This window comes from Pseudomonas sp. PDM27, from assembly GCF_019219205.1.
GTDB classification, from domain to species: Bacteria; Pseudomonadota; Gammaproteobacteria; order Pseudomonadales; family Pseudomonadaceae; genus Aquipseudomonas; species Aquipseudomonas laurylsulfatiphila.
The window spans coordinates 1,127,963-1,147,281 of the sequence record NZ_JAHUWF010000001.1 but is presented as its reverse complement, the minus strand read 5'-3'; the positions used below and the strand labels follow the sequence as shown (position 1 = coordinate 1,147,281).

Genomic DNA, 19,319 nt, shown 5'->3' with positions numbered 1-19,319 from the left:
CGAGATGCAGCAATGAATGACCGGGTTGAGCGCGAGGGGAATTGACGGGGAGGGGGCACCGGTCGCCATCATGTTGCTCGACCGGCCGGGAGGTGAACGTTATTTGGTGACCAGCAGTTCCGGGCCGAGGTAGTTGTTGATCTGGTCGATATCGTCATCGCCCAGGCTGCCCACCGAAGAAGCCAGGCGCAGACGCGACAGCAAATAGCGCACTTTGGCCTCGAACAGATCGTGACGTGCAACAAAGAGCAGTTCTTCGGCATTGAGGACGTCCGAGTTGGTACTGGTGCCGCCTTCCTTGAAGCCCTTGCGTGTCGATAACAGTGAGCGTTCGTTGGACACTACGGCCTTCTCCAGGGCGCGAATGCGTTTGGCACCGCTGAGTATGCCTTGATACTCACGGGTGGTTCCGGTGATGACTTCCTGACGCGCGGCGTCAAGCTCATCCAGGGCCTTGTCGCTATTGGCGCTCGCCTGGCGCGTCAGTGCGCTGACGCCGCCGCCGCTGTACAGCGGGATATTGACTTCCAACCCGACCGAGCCGTAGTGGTTGCGTTGGTTCAGCTCGGAAAGCGATTGGCTCTCACCCGCGGTGTAGCCGGCGATGAAATCCAGTGTTGGCCAGTGGCCTGCCCTGTTGCGCTTGACTTCTTCCTCGGCGAGGTCGCGGCTGTAACGGCGCGCATGGATCAGTGGACTATCGGACTGGGCCTTGACCAGCCAGTCCTGCAGGTTGCTCGGCAGCAGCGGCGGTGTATCGAAGCTCGGACGCAAGGTGGTCAGCGATTCGGGAGTCTCACCGATATATTCCTCAAGCTTGGCGCGCGCGTTGACCAGGTTGTCCTGCGCTTCGATCAGTTCGGCTTCGGCGAGGTCGCGGCGGGCGGCCGACTCGTCGATGTCGGTGACGGTGCCGGCCCCCAATTCCATGCGCCGTTTCGCCGAGGCGAGTTGTTCATCGAAGGCGCTCAGCTTGGACTTGGCCAGGGTGATGGTTTCGCTGGCCAGGAGCACGTCGAAATAGCTTTCGGCCAGGCGCACCGCGGCGTCCTGGCTTTTGGCATCGAATACCGCGTTGCTGTAGTCGGCACGCTGCTGACCCTGGCGGTACTCGGCCATCTTCTGTTTGTTGAACAGCGGCTGGCGCAGGCGCACGTTGGCGCCCTTGGAGTCGTAGTGCAGATCATTGTCGATGTTGTTCTGGCTTTGAGAGCCGTTGACCTTGTTGTTGTAGGCCGATGCGTTGATCTGCGGCAGCAGGCCGGCCTTGCCGATGGCGCGGTTTTCGCCGCCGGCTTGTTTTTCATGCACGGCGGCCTGGTAGATAGGACCCTGGTACTGCAACAGGTCCCAGGCTTGCTTGAGGTCCATGGCGTCAGCCGGCAGGGCCAACCCCAGCAAGCAGATAAGCAGGCAATGACGTTCCATTTCATTGTTCCTTGAATGAGCTGTCCACGCGTTCGAGCATTGGTTTAAGAAGATAGCTCATCATGTTGCGTTCGCCGGTCTTGATGGTGACGCTGGCGGGCATGCCGGGGCGAATGTGATTGGTGCCAAGCAGGTTCATGCCGTCGGGCGTGACTTCCACCTGGGCCAGATAGAAGGGTTGCTTGCTTTCCTCGTCCATCAGGCGGTCGGCGGAGATGGTCAGCACGCGGCCGGGGATGTTGGGCGTCTTGGCATGGTTGAAGGCCGGGAAGGAAATGTCCACGGGCAGGCCGGGGACCATCTTGTCGATGGCCTGCACGGGAATCATCGCGTCGACCTGCAGCGGTTCGTTGAGCGGAACGATTTCCATGATCTTGAAACCGGGCTGAATGACCCCGCCGACGGTGGCAATGCTCAGGCCCTGGACCATGCCATCGATTGGCGAGCGAATCACCGTGTGGGTCACTTCATAGTCGAGCGCGCGCAAGCGGTCGGCCAGGGTGGTGTTTTCCTTGGCGGTTTCAGTCAGCTGCGATTCGACTTCCTTGAGGTAATCGTGCTGGCGCTGCAGGATGCGCAGCTTGATTTCGGTGGTCTGGCTACGCACGCGGGCGATGTTGTTGAGGTTCTCGGCCTGGCCGGCAGAGAGGTCGGCGTTGCTGCGTTCCAGCTCGAGCAGACGATTGCGCGGCACATAGCCTTCAGCCGACAGCACGCGGGTGCCTTGCAGTTCCTGATTGAGGAAACCGATCTGCGAGGCGCGGGCGCTGTAGACCTGTTGCAGGCCCTTGAGCTGCACTGCCGACGCTGCCAGGTTCTCCTGCAGGATGCTGATTTCGCCAGCGAGTCCGGCGCGGCGGGTGTCCAGCAGGCGCTGCTGCAGGTCCATGGCGGCCTCCAGGCGGTAATCACCCTTGAAGCGCTTGAGCAGCTCGGGATCGTAGGTCACCACATCGCGACCGTCCCGTTCCGCTTCCAGGCGGTTTTCCACGGTCTTGCTGACGATGTACTGGGCGCTGATCGCACCCTCTTCGGCAGCGGCCCGCAACGAGTCGAGGCGGACCACTTCCTGGCCTTTTTTCACGAGATCGCCTTCGCGAACGAGAATGGCCTCCACGGTACCGCCGGTGAGGTGCTGTACGGCTTTGCGATTGTTGGTGACTTTGACTGTGCCTGTCGCGACCACGCCGGCATCCAGCGGTGCCAGCCAGGACCACAGGAGGAAGCCGCCGAAGCCGGCGAGCACCAGCCACACGCCCCATCGTGCGGGTCTGCCGACGTCCAGATCTACCACGCTGCGAGGATCGGCAGGAATCATCTCGGTGTGTTGGCTCAATTGCATGATCGGTCACTCCCGTGCTTTGACGGAGGCCAGCGGAGTCGACGCGCCTGCAGGCATCACACTGGCCTTGCGCAGCGCTGCGAATACTTCATCGCGCGTGCCAAGCATCTGCACGCCGCCGTCACGCAGCATCAGCACCTTGTCGACGGCGCAGAGTACGTTGGGACGGTGGGAAATCAGGACGACGGTGGCACCACGGCCCTTGAGTTCGGCCAGCGCATCGACCAGGGCCTTTTCGCCGATGTCATCGAGGTTGGCGTTGGGCTCATCCAGCACGATCAGATTGGGCTCGCCATACAGTGCGCGGGCCAAGGCAATGCGCTGTTTCTGGCCACCGGAAAGCGGGCTGCCATCGGTGCCCAGGCGGGTGTCATAACCCTGCGGAAAACGCAGGATCATCTCGTGCACGCCGGTGATCTTGGCGGCGCGGATGACCGCTTCACTGTCCACTTCGCCAAAGCGTGCAATGTTGTCGGCGATGTTGCCCTCGAACAGCTCCACGTCCTGGGGCAAGTAGCCGAGCCAGGGGCCAAGTTCGCCCTTGTTCCAGGTGAATATGTCTGCGCCGTCCAGGCGCACCTTGCCGGCCTGCGCCGGCCAGACCCCGACCAGCAGGCGGGCGAGGGTGGATTTGCCCGAGGCGGACGGGCCGATGATGCCAAGGCTTTCACCGGGGACCAGACTGAAGCCCACCCCGCGCAGAATCGTGTTGTTGGTACCAGGGGCACCGGCATACACGTTCTCCACAGCCAGCATGCCCTGCGGCCGCTGCAGCGACATGCTCGGTGGCCGGCGCGGAAAGTCTTCCAGCATCTCGTTGAGCCGGCTCCAGGCCGAACGGCAGCCGAGCAATTGCTTCCACGAGGCGATGACCTGTTCCACCGGACCCAGTGCACGGCCGGTGAGGATCGAGCAGGCAATCATCATCCCGGGTGTGATCTTGCCTTCGATCGCCAGCAGCGCGCCGGCGCCGAGGATCAGTGACTGCAGCGTGATACGCACGAAGCGCCCGGTGCTGCTGATCATGGCGGCGCGGTCGGAGGCCAGGGTCTGCATTTCCAGAATGCGCAAATGGCTTTGGAACCAGCGCTTGCTGATCGACGGCAGCATGCCCATGGCCTCGATGACCTCGGCATTGCGCAAGTTGTTGTTGGCGTATTGGGCGGAGGACATGGCGGCCTGATTGGCTTCGGCCAGCGGCTTCTGCGTCGCCTTTTCAGTGAGATAAGCCAGGCCCATCAGAATCAGGGATCCGATCAGCGTGATCAGTCCGAGCAGCGGGTGGATCAGATAGGCGACCAACAGGTAGATCGGCGTCCAGGGTGCATCGAAGAAGGCGAACAGGGAGTTGCCGGTGACGAACTGACGAACCTGGGAGAGATCTTGCAGGGCCTGGGCCGGATTACCTCCGGCGCGGCTCAGGTTGCGTTCGAATGCAGCGTTGAAAATGCGTCGGTTGAGGTCCATGTCGAGACAGTTGCCGACCCGGATCAGCACCTTGGTGCGGACCATTTCCAGCGTGGACATCAACAGGAAAAGACCCACCACCAGCACAGTCAGCATCGTCAGCGTCGTGACGTTGCGACTGACCAGGGCTCGATCATAGACCTGCAACATATAAATAGCTGGCGTCAACATCATGACGTTTATGACGCCACTGAACGCCGCCAGCATGTAAAAGCTGCGGCGCATGCGAAAAAGGGCGTCGGACAGTTCGGAACGGATGCTCGACTGCTTGGGCATGGTGATCCTCCCACTTCGAAAAGGCGGTTGCCCTTGGAGCGCAACAGCTAACAGTAAATGTAGTCCCTTAAACGACTTATGCACGCGCAGGCTGGTCGCTCTGTGGATGGCGAGTCTTCCGAAATCTCTGCGTTGCTCCCTTATGCAGGAGCGTAGGTCGCGGTGAAACAGTCCGAAATAACATTTCGCTCTATACCTGCACTCAACTTTCTATATGTCTTTTAAAAACAGCTAGTTGTGATCACCAAGCACCAGTCGTCTGTTTTAACGACGTAATATTGACAAAGATTTGCTATGGAACTTTAGTCTTAGTTATCGGGGGGCCCACCCGCCTGAAGCTTGTCATTGTTTTGGCAACGCAAGGTGCGGTGATTTCCCGGAAGGAGCAGAGCATGTCGATCATTGCGTTCTTTTGCAGAGTGAAGGGGCTTTCCAGCAAGTTTGCCTTTACCTCCTGTTTCCATGGCCCGCCCAGGGCGCGTACTCGCTCTGCCTGACCGTTCGGCGAGCCATTCACTACGCGAATTCCAGGCGCGTATCCCGGGTCCCGGGTAACGCCAGCTCTCTCGCTAGAAAACAAGACCAACAAACTGCACAAGCCAGCACGTGACTTGGCGCGGATGGACTTTCTCGTCCCGCGCCTTTACCCAGACAGATCGAGGGCAATCCAAAATGGCCAATTTCAACAAGTCGGACCTGGAGTTCATCCTCAAGCAAATCTTCATCGCAGAAGCGAATGCCGACGGCGCCAGCCTCAGTGATTTGCTTCCCAACAGTCAGGTGCCATTCGGCCTGCGTACCGTCGATGGCAGCTTCAATAACCTGCTCACCGGCCAGAGTGAATTTGGCGCCGCGGACAACGCCTTCCCGCGCCTGCTTGATCCTTCCTTTCTATCGCCGGCATACGCCGGGACCGGGACGGTGATCGACCCGCAACCACGGATTATCAGTAACCTGGTCGTCGACCAGACCGCCAACAACCCGGCGGCCTATGCCGCAGCTTTCGACCCCGGACTGGACGGAGTGCTCAACTTCGGCGTGGTGGGTGCGGGTAATGACGACGTACTCAAGGATGGCGTAGAGATAGTCACCAGCCCCGGGCTGGATGGCGTGTTCGGCACGGCAGATGACAAGGACGTGTTCTTCATGCCCAACGTGTCGCCAGACGTCGGCCTTACCGCCAGCTTCAACTCGTGGATGACCTTCTTCGGCCAATTCTTCGACCACGGTCTCGACCTGGTTACCAAGAGCGCGACTGACGTCGTATTCGTTCCGCTGCAAGCGGATGATCCGTTATTCGTACCGGGCAGCCCGACCAATTTCATGGTGTTGTCACGTGCCGTGCGTACCGCCGGCGCGGACGGCGTAGTCGGCACGGCCGATGATGGCCAGACCAATACCACTTCGCCGTTCGTCGACCAAAGCCAGACCTACAGCTCGCACCCCTCGCATCAGGTGTTTCTGCGCGAGTACGTCCTCAACGCGGCAGGTGACCCTGTTGCCACGGGGCGCTTGATTACCAACCGCGATCTCGGTGCCGATGGCATATTCGGCACTGCCGATGATGGCGCCGGTAATGGCATGGCGACCTGGGCAGTGGTCAAGGCTCAGGCCCGTGACATGCTCGGCATCAACCTGACTGACGCCGATGTACACAACGTTCCGCTGCTCGCAACCGATGCATACGGCAACTTCATCCGCGGGCCGAACGGCATGCCGCAAGTGGTGATTCGTATCAGTAACGGTGCTGACGGCATCGCCGGGACGGCTGATGACGTCACTCAACTGGTCGAAGGCAACCGGGCTGCTCCGATCAGTCTGGCCAACGCCGTGAGCACCGGGCATGCCTTCCTCGACGACATTGCCCACAATGCTGCGCCGGTCGTCGTCGGTGGCGTTCTGCAGGCGGATGCCGACACTGCAGTCGGCAATGCGCAGCCTGTTGGCCCAGGTGGCAACAACCTGACCTATGACAACGAACTGCTCGACTCCCACTACATTGCCGGCGACGGCCGGGTGAACGAGAACATCGGCCTGACCACCGTGCACCATGTGTTCCACTCCGAGCACAACCGCCTGGTCCAGCAGTCCAAGGACACCATCCTTGCCTCCGGTGACCTGGCCTTCCTCAATGAGTGGCTGGCTGACGACGTGACGGCGATACCGACTACACCCGCCGAAATCGCGGCGCTGGTGTGGGACGGTGAACGCCTGTTCCAGGCCGCCAAGTTCGGCACCGAGATGCAGTACCAGCATCTGGTGTTCGAGGAGTTCGCGCGGACCATTCAGCCACAGGTCGACGAATTCCTTGCGCCCAACGGCTATGACACCTCGATCAACCCGGCGATCCTCGCCGAGTTCGCCCACGTGGTTTACCGCTTCGGCCACTCGATGTTGACCGAGACCGTCGATCGCTTCGACCCCGCATTCAATCCGCTGCTCACTGATCCGAACAATCCGGACTCGCAACTGGGCCTGATTGCGGCCTTCCTCAACCCGCTGGCGTTCGCCGGCAGCGGAGCGACCGCGGACGAAGCGGCAGGGGCGATCATTCGTGGTGTGACTCGCCAGGTCGGCAACGAGATCGACGAGTTCGTCACTGAAGCCCTGCGCAACAACCTGCTTGGTCTGCCGCTCGATTTGCCGGCCCTGAACCTGGCACGTGGTCGCGACACTGGCATCCCTACCTTGAATGAAGCGCGTCGTGAGATGTACGCATCGACCGGCGACAGCCAACTCAAGCCGTACATCAGTTGGGCTGACCTGGTGGACCACCTCAAGCACCCCGAGTCGCTGGTCAACTTCATCGCGGCCTATGGCACGCATGGCACGATCACGTCGGCAACCACGCTGGCAGAAAAACGCGCTGCAGCCCTGGCGCTGGTATTCGGTGGCGCGGGTTCGCCTGCAGACCGCCTGGACTTCCTCAATAGCACCGGTGCCTGGGCCAACGTGACTCAGGCTGGCCAGGATGGCGTGCTGGGTACCGCAGACGACGTGACGGGCGTGACGATCACGGGCCTCGATGATATCGACTTCTGGGTCGGCGGCCTCGCCGAGCAGAAAATGCCGTTCGGCGGCATGCTCGGCTCGACGTTCAACTTCGTGTTTGAAACCCAGATGGAGGCGTTGCAGAACGGCGACCGTTTCTACTACCTGTCGCGTACCGCGGGCCTGAACTTCGGCACTGAGCTTGAGAATAACTCCTTTGCCAAGTTGATCATGCTCAACTCCGATGTCACCCACCTGTCGAACACCGTGTTCCTGACGCCGACGTTCACCCTCGAGGTCAATCAGGCCAACCAGTTCACCGGCTTGGGTGTGGATGGCAGGGCCGATCCGACGGGCGGCATCATGATCAACGGCGTGGAGGTCGTGTCGCTGGTGATTCGCGACAACCCCGAGACCGTAGGTCCGGATACCAACTATCTGCAGTACACCGGTGAAGACCATATCGTCATGGGCGGCACCGCCGGCAATGACATCATCATTTCCGGTGAAGGCGATGACACCCTTTACGGCGACGCCGGCAACGACCGCCTCGAAGGCGGTGCCGGCAACGATGCGGTACTGGGCGGCGATGGCGACGACATCATCAGCGACTCGTTCGGCGACAACCGTCTGGAAGGTAATGCCGGTAACGATGTGATCGTGGCCGGCAGCATGCTGGTTGCTGGCAACCTGATCCTGGGTGGCGACGGCCAGGACTTCATCATCACCACTGAAGACATCAGCACCACCTTCGGCGGCCAGGGTGACGACTTCATCCTCGGTGCCAAGACCAACCTGCCTCCAACCGGCAACGAAGGTGATGACTGGATCGAGAAGGGCACCCAGGACGGTGCGCCTGGCGATAACTTCTCACCATTGCTCAATGACGATGTGATCGGCAACGACATCTTTGTCGGCGGCGGTGGCTTCGACGAAATGATCGGCGAGGGTGGTGACGACATCTTTGTCGGCAGCGATGCCCAGGACAAGATGGACGGCATGTCCGGTTTCGACTGGATCACCTACAAGAATGACAACATTGGCGTGACCGCTGACCTGAGCCTGGCCGCGCTGGCGCAGCCACACGGCAATACGCCAAACCAGAACGCCGGGGTGTTCAATCCGGTCGGCGCCTCGCCGGCCTCGATTCTCGACCGTTTTGCCGAGGTCGAGGGCTTGTCCGGTTCGAGTTTCGGCGACGTGCTCAAAGGCGATGATGTCGATGCCGACACCATCATCAACCACGGTGGTGCCACGGGCAGTGCGCTGACCAATGTTGCGTTGATCCGCGGACTGGACCAGTTCCTGGCTGATGCCGGCTTGCCGGTCACCGGCTTTGCCACTGGCAACATCATCCTTGGCGGCGATGGCAGTGACCTGATCGAGGGTCGTGGTGGCGATGACCTGATCGACGGTGACAAATGGATCAACGTCAGGATTGCCGTTTATGACCCGGCTGACGTCAACCATACCGGTCCCGAAATCGCCTCCTTCGACAGCATGGTCGATATGATCCCGTTCATGCTGGATGGCAGCATCAACCCTGGTCAGCTCAAGGCCGTGCGGGAGATCCTGCCCGGTACCTCGACCGGTGGGGCGGCCTTCGACACCGCCATTTTCTCCGGGCTTCAGGACGAGTACACGGTGACCGTCGACGACCGCGGCACCGCCGATCTGGCGGACGACGTCTATACGGTGACAGACAGCGTAGCGGGCCGCGACGGCGCCGATACCCTGTTGCATATCGAACGCCTGCAGTTCTCCGATAACCAGCTAGTGCTGGTGGATGGGCTCAATGCCCAACCGACTGGCAGTCCGACTATCACCGATGGCAACGGCGGCGCGATCGTCGTGGGCGACACGCTGACTGTCAGCGTGGCCGGGCTGCGCGATGCCGACAACATCACGGCGGGTAATCCGCTGGGCTTGATCAACAGTTCCGTGTCCTACTACTGGCAGTTCGAGGCAACTCCAGGCAGCGGCGTTTTCGAGGACATCATCCTGTTGCCGGCCGGTGACCTGGCATTCCAGAGTGCCGACGGCACCACGTTCAAGGTCTCTCCCGACCTTGCCGGGCTGTCGTTGCGCGTCAAGGCGATCTACCAGGATGCTCATGGCACGACTGAAATGATGTTCTCGCAACCGACTGCCGTGGTGGCTCCCGGCACGCCGGTCGTACCGACGGCGCCGGTACCGGTGGTGGATGCCACCGCGGGTGGTGCGGGTCTGCACATGGTCCGCTCCGACCTCAACTTCATTCTTGACCAGATCAAGATTGCCGAGGCTGATGCGGCCGGTCAGGACATCCTCTCGCTGATCCCGAACATCCGTGCGCCGCTGGGCCTGCGTACGGTCGACGGGTCGAACAACAACCTGTTGAACCTCAACGGCAACAATCACACCGAGTTTGGTGCCGCCGACAACCTCTTCCCGCGCGTGAGCGATCCGGTCTTCAATCCGGCGGAAGGGGGGACGTCGTATACCCAGAGCAGCGGCCTTGTGATTGACTCGCAGCCGCGCACCATCAGTAACCTGATCGTCGATCAGACCGCCAACAACCCGGCGGCCTATGCCACGGCTTTCGACCCGGGCGCGGACGGTGTGCTCAACTTCGGCCTGGCGGGTAATGACGACGTGCTCAAGGATGGCGTATCGATAGTCGCCAGCCCCGGCCTGGACGGTCAGTTCGGTACTGCCGACGACCGCGATGTATACCTGTTCGAGAACACCACGGCGGATGCGGGGCTGTCAGCTCCGTTCAACGCCTGGATGACCTTCTTCGGGCAGTTCTTCGATCATGGCCTGGACCTGGTGACCAAAGGCGGTTCGGGCACTGTCTTCATTCCGCTTCAGCCGGATGATCCACTGTTCGTCCCAGGTAGCCCGACCAACTTCATGGTCCTGACCCGTGCGACCAACCAGCCAGGGGCGGATGGCATTCTCGGCACCGCCGACGACATCCATGAGCACACCAACACCACCTCGCCGTTCGTGGACCAGAACCAGACCTACAGCTCGCACCCGTCGCATCAGGTGTTCCTGCGCGGTTATGAACTGACCGCCGACGGCCCTGTCGCGACAGGCCGGTTGATCACTAACCGTGACCTGGGGGCGGATGGCACGTTTGGTACCGCCGACGACGTTGAAATCGGTGGCATGGCAACCTGGAAGGTGGTCAAGGCGCAGGCGCGCGATGTGCTGGGCATCAACCTGACCGACGCCGATATCGACAGCGGCCCGCTGCTGGCGACTGACGCCTATGGCAACTTCATCAAAGGGCCGAACGGCTTCCCGCAGATTGTCATTCGGGTAAACAACGGGGCAGACGGCATTGCCGGCACCGCCGATGACGTCACTACGCTTGTCGAAGGCAATCCGGCCAGTCCGGTCAGCCTCGTGAACGCAGTGCGCACTGGCCATGCCTTCCTTAACGACATCGCCCACAACGCTGTACCGGTCGTTACCGGCGGGGTTCTGCAGGCGGATGCCGACACCCTTGTCGGCAATGCGCAGCCTGTTGGCCCAGGCGGCAACAACCTGACCTATGACAACGAACTGCTCGATGCTCACTACATCGCCGGCGACGGTCGGGTCAACGAGAACATCGGCCTGACCGCGGTGCATGCGATCTTCCACTCCGAGCACAACCGCCTGGTCCAGCAAACCAAGGACACCGTGCTCGATTCGGGTGACGTGGCCTTCCTCAACGAGTGGCTGCTCACTCCGGTGGTCACCTTGCCAACCACCCAGGCTGAGTTCGATGCGCTGCAGTGGAATGGCGAGCGCTTGTTCCAGGCTGCCAAGTTCGGCACCGAGATGCAGTATCAGCACCTGGTGTTCGAGGAGTTTGCGCGGACCATCCAGCCCAACATCGACCTGTTCTTTGCACCGACCCAGGTCTATGACGTCGACCTCGATCCTTCGATCGTCGCCGAGTTCGCCCACACCGTGTACCGGTTTGGCCACTCGATGCTGACCGAGACTGTCGATCGCTATGACATCGACTTCAACGTGATAGGCGATCCGGCCAGCGCCAATCCCGATCAGCAACTGGGCTTGATCGCGGCGTTCCTCAACCCGTTGGCGTACGCCGCCAGTGGCGTGTCGCCAGAGGATGCGACCAGTGCGATCATCCGTGGGGTGACCCGGCAAGCCGGTAACGAAATCGACGAGTTCGTCACCGAGGCGCTGCGCAATAACCTGCTCGGCCTGCCGCTCGACCTGCCGGCGATCAACATCGCCCGTGGCCGCGACGTGGGGATTCCTTCACTCAACGCGTTCCGCCGCGACATCTACAGTCAAACCGGTGACACCCAACTCAAGCCGTACAACAGCTGGGTCGACCTGGTGCAGCACCTCAAGCATCCGGAGTCGTTGATCAACTTCATCGCCGCCTATGGCACGCATGACACGATCACGACGGCGACCACGCTGGAAGGCAAACGCGCTGCAGCGATGGCGCTGGTCTTTGGTGGTGTGGGGGCCCCGGCTGACCGCCTGGACTTCCTCAACAGCACCGGTGCCTTTGCCAACGTGACGCTGCCCGGCAGGGATGGGATCGCGGGCACTGCCGATGACCTGAGAAATGTCACGATCACGGGCGTCGATGCCATCGATATGTGGATCGGCGGCCTGGCCGAACAGAAAACTCCGTTCGGCGGCATGCTCGGCTCGACCTTCAACTTCGTGTTCGAGAACCAGCTGGAAAAACTGCAGGACGGCGATCGCTTCTACTACCTGGAGCGTACCTCTGGCCTGTCGATGAATGCGGAGCTGGAAAGCAACTCGTTCGCCAAGCTGATCATGGCCAACACTTCGGCCACGCACTTGCCTGGCCTGGTGTTCTCGGATCCCGGGTTCTACCTGGAAGTGGATCAGGGCAGGCAGTTCAACGAAGGCCTGCTATCCGTCGATCCGCTCGGCCCGAACGGCGAGCAGGTGGTGTTCCGCGACAACCCGCTGACAGTGGGCGCGGACACCAACTACATCAAGTACACAGGTGATGAGCACATCGTGCTGGGCGGCACCGAGGGCGCAGACATCCTCCTCTCCAGTGAAGGCGACGACACGGTCTGGGGGGATGGCGGCAACGATCGCATCGATGGCGGTGACGGCAACGACCAGCTGCGTGGCGGCGCTGGCGACGACATCATCACCGATACCGGTGGCGACGATAACCTCCAGGGTGGCGACGGCAACGACGTGCTGCACGGAGGCAACGGCGTCAACCTGATCATTGGCGGGTTCGGCAACGACTTCATCGTGACCGGTGAGGACGCCTCCGAAGCCATTGGTGGCCAGGGCAACGACTTCATCCTGGGCAGCAAGGCCAACGAACAGGACATGGGTAACGAAGGCGACGACTGGATCGAGAAGGGCACTTCGGACGGTGCACCTGGCGACAACTTCGACCCGCTCGGCAACGACCCTGTGATAGGCCACGACGTCTACATCGGTGGTAACGAGAACGATAAGTTCAACGGTGAAGGCGGTGACGACATCATGGTCGGCAGTCTCGGCATGGGTGACCGCTATATCGGTGGCTCGGGCTATGACTGGGCGACCTTCAAGGATCTCGCCCAGGGCGTGAGCGTCGATTTCAGCGACCGCTTCTTCGATGTGCCACCGATGCCGGGTTCGGGCGCTTCGGCGCTGGTGCGTTTCGACATCATGGAAGGTCTGTCGGGTTCGACCCACGGTGACTACCTGCGCGGTGACAGCGAAGATGCAACATCGCTGCCTACGGCGGGTGCAACCGGCAGTGTGCTGACCAACATCAGCCTGATCGACGGCCTGGCGGGTCTGTTGCCAGCCGGAGCGACGTTCTTCGACGGTGGCAACATCATTCTCGGTGGTAGCGGCAGCGACCTCATCGAAGGCCGCGGTGGTGACGACATCATCGATGGTGACAAGTGGCTGAACGTGCGCATCAGCGTACGGGCGAATGCTGATGGAAGCGGCGCGGAGATCGCCACGTTCAACAGCATGGAACCCCTGGTGCCGTTGATGCTCAACGGTACTTACAACCCGGGCCAGTTGGTCATCGTGCGGGAGATTCTGACCGGCACTGACAACTTCGACACCGCGGTGTATTCCGGTAATGCGTCGGAGTACAGCGTCACCCTCGACGGCAATGCCGTCATCGTGACCGACCTGGTGGCAGGCCGTGATGGCGTGGATCGCCTGACGGGCATCGAGCGCCTGCAGTTCGCTGACCAGGCGCAGGCGTCCGGTGTCGGTACCGCAGTGAACAGCGGTCCTGTGGGGCGTCTGGCGATCCTTGATAATGCCACCGGTGCGCGTGAGGATACGCCTGTCGCCGGCCAGCTGTTGCGCGTCAGCGATCAGTCGGTCCGGGACCTGGACAGTGTGAGTGCAACCAATCCGACCGGTGCGGTTACCGGTCCGGTGTCTTACTACTGGCAGGTCGAAACCGTTGCCGGTTCGGGCATCTATGAAGACATCACCATTATCGCCGCCGGCGAAGCATCGCGGGTGACGGGCACCACCTATCTGGTGGCGGATGATGTCGCCGGTCTGAACATCCGTGTTCGGGCGGTTTATCAGGATGCCGACGGTACGCTGGAGTTCGTCGATTCGTCGGCGAACAACACACCGACTGCAGGTCCGAGCATCCTCGGGCTGGCGACGCAGAACCAGGTGTTGACCGCTGACCCGTCGACCATCATCGATGTCGATGGCCTGAGCAATCCGCAGTTCACCTTCCAGTGGCAGGAGACCAACGGGGTGACCTTCGTCAACATCGCCGGAGCCACCGGCAGCACCTTCACGCTCGGCCAGGCTCAGGTCGGCGATCAGGTGCGCGTGGTGGTCAGTTACGTCGATGACTTCGGTGTCGCCGAAAGCGTTGCGTCCGATGCCACGGCACCGGTGGTCAACGTCAACGATGCACCGACAGGTGCGTTGCTGATCAGCGATACGACACCGACTCAAGGGCAGGTGCTGACCGCACAGACGGCCGGGATTGCCGATCCGGACGGGCTGGGCACATTCAGCTTCCAGTGGCAGCAAGGTACCGGGACTACCTTCACCAATATCGCTGGCGCGACCAACGCTACGTTCACCCCAGGTGCGGCACAGGTCAACCAGCAAATCCGGGTGATCGCACGCTACACCGATGGCTTCGGCACGCTGGAGTCGGTGACCTCTGCGGCGACGGCGCTGGTCGTGCTGCTGGGTGCGGTGCAAACGGGTGACGCCCTGGCGAACACCCTCGTCGGTACCGCAGCTAGCGATGTGCTGTTTGGCTTGGGCGGGAACGATACGCTCATTGGCCTGGGTGGTGTCGACCAGCTGTTTGGCGGCATCGGCGACGACAATCTCAGTGGCGGAGACGGCAACGACTTCCTCAATGGCGAGGACGGCAACGACTTCCTCAATGGCGGAGCGGGTAATGACCAGATGCTGGGCGGCGTCGGCAACGACACCTTCCGCGTCGACTCAGCCGGGGACGTGCTGATCGAGTTGGTGGGCGAGGGTCAGGATTCCGTACAGACCTCGCTGGCCAGCTTCACTCTCGGCGCCAATGTCGAGCATCTGCTCTACCTTGGAGTCGCCAACTTCACCGGCAACGGCAACGCACTGAACAACGTCATCACCGGCGGGACGGCCAATGACACCCTCAACGGCGGTGACGGCAACGACACATTGATGGGTGGTGCCGGTAACGACGTTCTCACCGGCGGTGCGGGTAGTGACGCAATGGTCGGCGGAGCCGGCAACGATACCTTCCGCGTCGACTCAGCCGGGGACCTGGTGACCGAGGCGGCGGGTGAAGGCTCCGATTCCGTACAGACGACCCTGGCCAGTTACACACTGGGCGCCAATGTCGAGAATCTGCTCTTCACCGGAACCGGCAACTTCACCGGCAACGGCAACGCGTTGAACAACGTCATGACCGGTGGGGTGGGTAATGACACCCTCAATGGCGGTGACGGCAACGACACGTTGCTGGGTGGCGCTGGCAACGACGTCATCACGGGCGGTGCGGGCAATGACCGGATGGTCGGCGCACTGGGCAACGATACCTTCCGCGTCGATTCAGCCGGGGACCTGGTGGTCGAGGTGACGGGTGAAGGTACGGACTCCGTACAAACGACGACGAACAGCTACACGCTGGGTGTCAATGTCGAGCATCTGCTCTTCAACGGAGCCGGCAACTTCGTCGGCACCGGCAACGCGTTGAACAACATCATCACCGCCGGGACCGGTAATGACACGCTCAACGGCGGTGACGGCAACGACACATTGCTGGGTGGCCTCGGCAACGACGTCCTCAATGGCGATGCAGGTGCCGACCGGTTGGAAGGCGGAGTCGGCAATGACACCTACCGCGTCGATTCTGCCGCGGACGGGGTGATCGAGTTGGCGGCCAGCGGAGAGGACTCCATACAAACCTCGCTGTCCAGCTACACACTGGGCGCCAATGCCGAGCATCTGCTCTACACCGGAGTCGGCAACTTCGTCGGTACCGGCAACGCGTCGAACAACGTCATCACCGCTGGGGTGGGTAATGACAACCTCAACGGTGCAGACGGCAACGACACTTTGCTGGGCGGCCTCGGCAACGACATCATCGATGGCGGTGCCGGCAACGACAGTATTGCCGGTGGTGCCGGCAACGACACGATGAATGCCAGTACTGGCGACGATGTCTTCGTGTTCGGACTGGCCTTCGGCAACGACCGGATCATCGGCTTTGATGCCAATGCGGCGGGCGGCCAGGATCTGCTCAACTTCGTCGGGGTCGGCATCACGGCTGCGACGTTCAACAGCAGTGTCAACGTCCTTGATCAGGGAGCGGATACATTACTCACCTTCGGTGCCGGTTCCATCACCCTGGTAGGTGTGGGAGACCCGAACACCATCTCGGCCTCGGACTTCATCCTGGCCTCTTGATGTTCTGACAGGCACTGTCGCAAGGAGCGTGGACCACGGAGGGGAGGGCAATGGATGCCCTCCCTTTCTTCTTCCACTCGGTTTTCCGGGTGCCAGCAGCGTACTGGAGCTCGACAAGGCAGGCTGGAACCGAGCTGCGCAATCAAAAAAAGGGGACTTTCGGCCGTGAACATTTCAGCCACCTGCCTCTTGATCAGCCTGTTGGCTTCGGTTGCGGCTACTGCCCTCGGAGCTGTTTCAGTGTTCGATCTGGACTTCACCCGATCGGCCATGGAAACCCTGAAAAAACTGGATATCAACGACGCTTGCATCATCTCCGCTTCAAGTCCCGCCGCGTTTACCTTCTGCCGAAAAGGATCGTCGACGCTCTGGAAATATCAGGTGCTGGATCTGGAGCAACAGGCGGCGATTCAAGTGGGGCAAAAGCGCACTTCGACGGACTATCAACGAATTACCGTTGTGCAACTCAATAGCGTTGCCTGCGAGCAGGATCACCTTGTCGCATTGGCTAAACCGGCTATCAGGCGAGGACTTGCCCTTAGCCTGATCACCCTGTTTCTGTTGGTCGGCCTGCGGTATACCTACCGGGCAATCAGGCAGGGTTATTACGTACAGGCCGGTGTTGCGAGGCCCGGTTTGCAGCGATTGAGCGAATCCGGGTTACCGCAACATTCAACGGTCATGGCGTTGCTCGCCTGGGGCATGGCGGCAGCTACGGCATTTGTGTACTTCGGCTTTTAAGTCTGGGGCGAACAGTATTCATCCATCAGGCGGTGTGAACTCGCTGGCTCACACGCTTGAGCACCTGCCAGTAAGTGGGCGGTGGCGGCACGATGCCGCGCTGCCGTAAAAGAGCATGTAACTTCGGCAGGCGAAAATACGGCACCGATGCCATCAGATGATGCTCGATGTGAAAGTTGACCCGGATAGGCGCCACGCAAGCGCGGGCGATCAAACCGGCCTGTGTGGTTCGCGTATTGCGAAGGACGTCCGTGCCGGGTTCCAGGCAGGCATGTTCCGCCATGGAACGAATGCGGATGAACAACGGGAACGGCGTGACATAGGCCAGCACCCACACGCCGTACAACCACGCCTGTCCACTGACCCAGAATGCGGCAAGGAGCAGGCCGTTGGTGAGCAGCATGCCGCTGGCGTTTCTGAAAAAGGTCCGTGGGTAGTCCCACCAGCGACGACCTGCCTGCGGCAGGCGGCGGATATCGCTGGTGAGCGACCACTGCAGCACGCCGGCATCCATCAGCACGCGTCCAGCCAGGAACTTGAGGCCGGTAGTGCCTGAAAGATCACGCAGGCACTTGCGCATCATGGAGCGGCGCGTCGTAGGCAATCCGGCAACCAGGCAGAGATCGGGATCGTCGACGGATGAGGTCCTGGCATGATGAGTCAGGTGATAGGGACGATATTTGCGCAGCTCGTTCCAGATCGGCCGGGCGCACAACCAATCGACCAGTACGTCATTGCACCATTTGCTCTTGAACAATGTCCCGTGCGCGGCGTCGTGCTGCAAAATGCCAAAGCACAACTGGCGTCCGGCAATAATCACGACACCCGCGATCAGGGCGAGACTGAATCCCCACCAGGGCAAGAGTTCGCGGGCCCAGGCCAGGCTTGTAAAGGTCAAGGCCAACATGCCCCAGGTAGACACCACCGCCCAGGCACCCCAGAGGTCTGAGCGTTCGCTGAAGGATCTGATTTCGTCGCGGCTGAGAATATCGCTGATTTTAGTTTTGTTATGCATGTCTATCCTCGACATCAAGGGCCTGGAACCGGCCCGGGTGATGAGTCAGTTGAGTCTTCAGGGCTGTTGCACAAAGGTGCGCCAGATCTGGTGGCCGCGATCCACGAAACGCTGGGTGCAGGCAAAGAACTCCGTGCGCAGCGCCACATCGACCATAGGTTCCGGTAGCAGGGGATCGAAGACGATCTGGCGGATGCCTTCGCGGCCGAGGATGAAAGATTCGCGTGCGGCCATGTCCGGCTTCAGTTGCCCGGCGCGCAGCGTCCAGCTTTCCAATTGCTCGCACTGGCGGCGGTAGCTGTCGTTGAGCAACTCACCCTTCCACAGGTTTTGTATTCGCTGCGCCTGCGCCTCTTCGAAGCCCTGGGCCTGGAAAACCAGTGCGGCCGGTTCCAGGCCGAGTTCGATCAAACGTCGACGCAACGACTCGATATCAGGCGAGATATTGTTCGGGCGCACGTACAGGTCTTTGTCCAGCTCCGCGAAACCCAGCATGTGCAGGGCCCGTTCACGCTGGCGCAAGGTGTTGCGATCACTGCGCCCCAGGGCGTTGCACGCCACCATCAGATAACTGCCGTCCCACGGCCGCAGATGCTGCTCCACGTTGCGCCACTCGAACAACTGCGCCGAGATGTCCCTGGCCTGTGGCCCCAGCCGATAACTTCCTCGGCCCGCACCTTCCAGCAATGCTTCGATAGTGAGGCGCGCCAAGGTGACCCGGACGTTGTTTTCACTGATGCCGAATAGCTCGCAGGCGACGATGGCTTCCCTGACCTGCAAGGGAACGCCGTTTTTAGCAACCAGCAGTTCGAGCGCCAGGCTTTTTACGCAAGGTTTCATTGTCTTTCCAGGTCATTACAGGTTGTGAATAAATCTATCGTGCCGTGTAATATTACACAATAGTAAGTTTATTCATTTTTATTGTAATGATCAGGTTGACGGCCTTATGTCATGCGCTCGCCTGGAAAACGCCTTCGCCGGCAAGCCTGCTCCCACAGGGTTTTGCGTCGCTCACAAAAGGAGGGTGAATACGCGTTCTCTGTGGGAGCTGGCTTGCCAGCGAAGACGGCCTCGCGTCATGCACCGGCCTGGAAAACGCCTTCGCCGGCAAGCCGGCTCCCACAGGTTTTTGCGTCGCTC

The 19,319-nt window shown here is 60.9% G+C and carries 7 protein-coding genes; 2 read left to right on the top strand and 5 right to left on the bottom strand.

The features are described 5' to 3' along the window. Window positions 1-99: 99 nt before the first annotated feature. From KW838_RS05050 to KW838_RS05040, 3 genes are read right to left on the bottom strand one after another with little or no spacing between them, the layout of a single operon-like run. On the bottom strand, window positions 100-1,428 hold the full coding sequence (locus KW838_RS05050; protein WP_102702173.1) for a TolC family outer membrane protein: 1,329 nt from the start codon (window positions 1,426-1,428) through the stop codon (window positions 100-102). A 1-nt stretch (window position 1,429) separates the two neighbouring features. Continuing rightward, complete coding sequence (locus tag KW838_RS05045; RefSeq protein ID WP_218500581.1) at window positions 1,430-2,770, bottom strand: HlyD family type I secretion periplasmic adaptor subunit; 1,341 nt, start codon at window positions 2,768-2,770, stop codon at window positions 1,430-1,432. Between the two features lie 6 nt (window positions 2,771-2,776). Next, window positions 2,777-4,513 carry a type I secretion system permease/ATPase gene (locus KW838_RS05040; protein WP_102702171.1) on the bottom strand — a complete coding sequence of 579 codons (1,737 nt, stop codon included), beginning with the start codon at window positions 4,511-4,513 and terminating at the stop codon, window positions 2,777-2,779. A gap of 672 nt (window positions 4,514-5,185) precedes the next feature. Here KW838_RS05040 and KW838_RS05035 point away from each other — a divergent pair. After that, on the top strand, window positions 5,186-16,423 hold the full coding sequence (locus tag KW838_RS05035) for a peroxidase family protein (protein WP_218500580.1): 11,238 nt from the start codon (window positions 5,186-5,188) through the stop codon (window positions 16,421-16,423). Between the two features lie 165 nt (window positions 16,424-16,588). Further along, the gene (locus KW838_RS05030) at window positions 16,589-17,164 is read left to right on the top strand and encodes a hypothetical protein (RefSeq protein WP_218500579.1); all 576 of its coding nucleotides are present in this window, start codon (window positions 16,589-16,591) and stop codon (window positions 17,162-17,164) included. A gap of 25 nt (window positions 17,165-17,189) precedes the next feature. Here the strand turns inward: KW838_RS05030 and KW838_RS05025 are convergent, their stop codons facing one another. Together KW838_RS05025 and KW838_RS05020 are read right to left on the bottom strand one after the other, a co-directional pair. Further along, window positions 17,190-18,179 (bottom strand): fatty acid desaturase family protein, encoded by a 990-nt coding sequence (locus tag KW838_RS05025; protein WP_218500578.1) that lies wholly within the window; start codon window positions 18,177-18,179, stop codon window positions 17,190-17,192. 57 nt (window positions 18,180-18,236) lie between these two features. Beyond that, window positions 18,237-19,019, bottom strand: a complete 783-nt coding sequence (locus KW838_RS05020; protein WP_218500577.1) for a PaaX family transcriptional regulator C-terminal domain-containing protein — start codon at window positions 19,017-19,019, stop codon at window positions 18,237-18,239. Between the last annotated feature and the right edge of the window lie 300 nt (window positions 19,020-19,319).